General features: G+C 73.4%; 5 protein-coding genes. 2 read left to right on the forward strand and 3 right to left on the reverse strand.

Annotated features, from left to right (window positions below; translation table 11 throughout):
* Window positions 1-79: 79 nt before the first annotated feature.
* Window positions 80-1,426 (reverse strand): ABC transporter substrate-binding protein, encoded by a 1,347-nt coding sequence (locus tag AWW66_RS31540; RefSeq protein ID WP_067374323.1) that lies wholly within the window; start codon window positions 1,424-1,426, stop codon window positions 80-82.
* Window positions 1,427-1,592: 166 nt separating this feature from the next.
* Between AWW66_RS31540 and AWW66_RS31545 the strand changes: the two genes are divergently transcribed.
* Window positions 1,593-1,979 (forward strand): hypothetical protein, encoded by a 387-nt coding sequence (locus AWW66_RS31545; protein ID WP_067374326.1) that lies wholly within the window; start codon window positions 1,593-1,595, stop codon window positions 1,977-1,979.
* Between the two features lie 43 nt (window positions 1,980-2,022).
* On the opposite strand, the gene AWW66_RS31550 is transcribed toward AWW66_RS31545, so the two are convergent.
* Entirely contained in the window at window positions 2,023-2,505 is a 483-nt protein-coding gene (locus tag AWW66_RS31550; protein WP_083979277.1) for a hypothetical protein, read from the reverse strand.
* A gap of 118 nt (window positions 2,506-2,623) precedes the next feature.
* Here AWW66_RS31550 and AWW66_RS31555 point away from each other — a divergent pair, with 118 nt between their 5' ends.
* Window positions 2,624-3,346, forward strand: coding sequence for a DUF2786 domain-containing protein (locus AWW66_RS31555; protein WP_067374329.1), 723 nt, complete (start codon window positions 2,624-2,626; stop codon window positions 3,344-3,346).
* Here AWW66_RS31555 and AWW66_RS31560 read toward each other — a convergent pair.
* Complete coding sequence (locus tag AWW66_RS31560) at window positions 3,343-3,861, reverse strand: SRPBCC family protein (RefSeq protein ID WP_067374332.1); 519 nt, start codon at window positions 3,859-3,861, stop codon at window positions 3,343-3,345. The two genes, AWW66_RS31555 and AWW66_RS31560, sit on opposite strands and share 4 nt — an antisense overlap.
* Window positions 3,862-4,077: the final 216 nt, after the last annotated feature.

Consider the following 4,077-nt stretch of genomic DNA (forward strand, 5'->3'; position numbering starts at 1 on the left):
GCGGGCCGCTCCTGGCGGCTCTGGTGCGGGCCGCTCCTGGCGGCTCTGGTGCGGGCCGCTCCTGGCGGCTCTGGTGCGGTCAGTCGGCGGCGAGGGGCACCCCGGCGTCGGCCAGCGCCCGGATCACCTGGGCCGACTCGGCGTAGCCGATCACCAGGACCGCCTCGGCGCCGAACTCCTTGACCTCGCGGGCCCCGGCGGTGAAGTCGATCGGGCTCTCCGGCCCGGCCGGCGGCTCGTACGTCAGCAGCTTCACCCGGTCGTCGCCGATGCCGGCCCGCTCCAGCTCGGCCCGGACGTAGCCCTGCAGGCCCTCGCCGTACGAGTCCTTGCGGGCCAGCAGCACGATCCTGGTCGGGCCGTCGCGCAGGATCACGTCGGCCAGCGCCCGCCCCTGGAGGCTGTCCGGCGGCGCGGTCCGGAAGTAGAGGCCCTGATCGTCGACCTTGCTCAGCGAGGCGTCGGTGTTGGACGGCGAGAACAGGATCCGGCCGGCCTTGACCACGTCCGGCAGCACCGCGCGGGAAATGCCCGACGCGCCGGCCCCGATGATCACGTGGACGCCCTCGCGGATGTGCGAGGCCACGGTGGTCTTGGCGACGGAGGGGTTGGTGCCGTCGTCCCCCTCGATCCACCGCACCGGCTCGCCGAGCACCCCGCCGGCCTCGTTGATCTCCTTGATCGCCAGGTCCACGGCGGCGGCCATCGGCGGGTACGCGATGGCCAGGTCGCCGGTGCGCGGCAGCAACCCGCCGAAGACGAGCGGGGCGCCGCTGCCCCGGGCGGTGGTCGGGGTCTGCCGCTTCGCCTTCGGCGGCGCCTTGGTGCTCGCCGCCGACTCGTCCCCCGCGCCGACGAACTCCGTCTTGCCGTCGTCGATCTTCTGGTGGTCGAAGTGCAGGGTCGCGTAGCTGGCGGTGGCGGGCTCACCGGCGTCGGTGAAGCCGGACCGGTTGAGGGAGACCCCCCGGTACTCGACGTCCTCCCCGTCGCGCGCCAGTTCCAGGCACTCGGCGACGTCGTCGCAGCGCTGGCCGCCGGTGGTGACGCCGACGATCTGCCGGGCGACGGCCCTCGGCTGGGTGGTGCCGGCGAGCTGGGCGGCCAGCGCGCTGATCACCACCGCGTCGTACGACTCGGCGGCGTAGAGGTAGTCGGAGATCTTCGGGTCGATCGACCGGAGTCGGTTCGTGAAGCTGTCCGGCAGCGGGGTGAGCGGTGTGGTGCCCTTCATCCCGTCGACCAGCGTCGAGCGCTCCTTCAACTCCGCGGGGAAGGAGTTCTGCATGTTGCCGTCGGTGCCGTAGAGGCGCACCTGTTGGGTGGCCGCCTCCTCGGGCTCGTCCGTCCCGCAGGCGCTGGTGGCGAGCAGGAGCGCCGCGGCGACCGCCAGTGCGGCGGCGCGCGGGACGCGTGGTGGGAGCATGGTCGTCCTTCCTCCGGCGAAGGTCCGCTGCGCACATTAGCGTGCCTGCGGTGCAGGCGGGAGCGTGGAGGCGGGTCGATCGGACACGCCGGCAACCCGGTTACTCAGCGTGTTTGACTGTGGGTCATCTTGTGATCACTTGACGAGTCGTCCTACTGTGCGGCGCGTGACGGACCTATCACAACAGATGTTGGACGACGCGACCGCCATCCTCGACTCGGCCCTCGACGGGGACGGCGCCGCCGTTGCCAAGGCGATCGACACGGTCGTCGACCGGTCCGGACTCGCCGGCGCGTACGGGGTGGCCTGGTGCCTGGCCGCCACCATGGTGGGCGACGAACTGCCCGCCGGGGGGTGCGCGCTCGAATTCCCCGGCATCGACCAGGCCGGGTACGACACCCGCTGGGTCGCCCGCTTCGTCAGCGCGTACGCCAACCAGGACCTGGACACCGGCGAGGCGCTGTTCGGCGCGGCGGTGGCCGACGGCCAGTTGCCGGACTGCCTGCTCACCCTGGCCGGCTCGACGGTGGCCACCCTGCGCACCCGCACCTGATGACCACCGCCGTCCCGGGGCGGGCACCGTCGTCGCGGGGCGGTCAGAAGGCGTGGTGGGCGGTGAGCGCCTCGTACTCGTACCGCTGGGTCTCGAAGCGGACCCGGAAGTTGACCCCGTCCTTGACGTTGGTGGCGACCACGATCCACCCGCTCCTGGCGGGCAGGTAGGTCCAGTAGTTGCACCTGCTGGTCCTGTCCACGAAGATCACGCACGCGTCGACCGGGAACGGGCTCGCGTTGCGCACGTTGACGTCACGGCACCGGCTGGTGGTGCGGTAGGGGCCGGCGTCACCGCCCCACCCGGCCCGCTCGAAGTACGACCGGACGGCCCCGCCGTAGCAGGTGGCGGAGGTGCTGAAGCCGTTGCCGGCGACGGCGGCCCCGGTGGCCGGCCCCTCGACGGCACCGGCCCCGCCCGGTGCCACCACCGGGGTCCCGCTCGGTGCGGCCCCGGCCGGTGCGCCGACGGCGGTTGCCGTCACCGCGACTGCCCCGGCCAGCACCCGGGCGACCCTGACTGACATGCGTACCTCCGTGGCAGACCGTCCGTATTGGACGGATGACATAACGCGATGATGGTACGCGTCGATGTGTTGACTGTCGCCCCCGTGGTCGGCCCGGCCGGTGTGATAGCTCTGGTGCATGTCGGAGGCCATCCTGAGCAAGGTGCGCAAGCTGCTCGCCAAGGCCGAGGACCCGGCCTGCACCCCGGCCGAGTCCGCCGCGTTCACCGCCAAGGCGACCGAGTTGATCGCCCGGTACGGCGTCGACCAGGCCCTGCTCGCCGCCCGTGACCCGGCGGTGGACCCGGTGGGCGACCGGGTGGTCGACGTGCCGGCCCCGTACGCCCGGGACAAGGCCGGACTGCTCGCCGCGGTCGCCGAGCCGATGCGCTGCCGCAGCGTGCGCCGCCAGCAGGGCAGCGGCTTCGCGATGCACCTGTTCGGCTTCGCCAGCGACCTGGAACGGGTCGACCTGCTCTTCACGTCACTGCTGGTACAGGCCGCGCACGGGCTCGCGGCGGCGGCCGTACCGCCCGGCGAGCACCCGGCCGCGTTCCGCCGCTCCTGGCTGGCCGGGTTCGCGCAGGTGGTGACCGAGCGGCTGCGGACGGCCGAGGCGGACGCCGCCGCGCACGGCGGGGCGGCCAGCAGCGGCCCCTCGTACGCCCTGGTGCTGGCCGACCGGTCGGACCGGGTGCAGCGTCGGCTCGCCGAGGTCTACCCCCGGCTGCGAACCGCCCCCCGGCGTCGGCTGGCCGGGCGGGGGTTCGGTTCCGGTGCCGAGGCGGGGCGGCGGGCCGACCTCGGTGGTCGCCGGATGCCCGGCCACCAGGAAGCCCGCCGGCTGCCGCCGTCGGGCTAGACCGGTGCGGTGGGCCCGCCGGTGAGGGAGGACCGGTACCGGGCCAGCAACTCCTGCCAGCCGGCGGTCAGCGCCTCCCGGTACCCCTCGGCCGCCGTGCCGTGCCGGTCGAAGTGCCGGTGCTCGACCTCCACCCGGGTGCCCCCGGAGTCGTCGTCGGGCAGGAAGAGGACCTCCACCTCGCTGGCGAGCGCCGGATCGGGCACCGGCAGCCGGTCGGGGCCGATCTGCCAGGTGAAGACGAACCGCCGGGGCGGGTCCCAGGTGAGCACCCGGCCCCAGTCGGACCGGAACCCGTACGGGCCGATCTCGTAGAGCATCCCGCCGGCGTGCGGCTCGATGCCCAGTTCGACCAGGGCGGCCGGCCCGGACCAGGTGTACTCCCGCACCCACCAGTCGGCCAGCTCGCCGGTGAAGACGGCGAACGCCCGCTCCGGCGACGCCGCCACGAGGAGCATGCTGTGCAACGAGTACCGCGCCGTCTCCTGCCGGATGTCCGTGCTCCCCTGCCCCATACGCCCGGACCATACCCGCTGGTAGCCCCCCTCGCACCCGCCCCTTCCTGCACGATCGTGCACTTCGGGCCCCTCGGACGCGCCTCATGCGGCTTATGTCCGGGCGGCAACTGCAAGATCGCGGGAGCGAGGGGGACGGCGGGGGCGGGGGGTACGCAAAGATCCCCACCGGCGTTTCCGCTGGTGGGGATCTTGGTAGCCCGGCGAAAGGCTAGG

It is taken from the genome of Micromonospora rosaria, assembly GCF_001567585.1.
GTDB lineage: Bacteria > Actinomycetota > Actinomycetes > Mycobacteriales > Micromonosporaceae > Micromonospora > Micromonospora rosaria.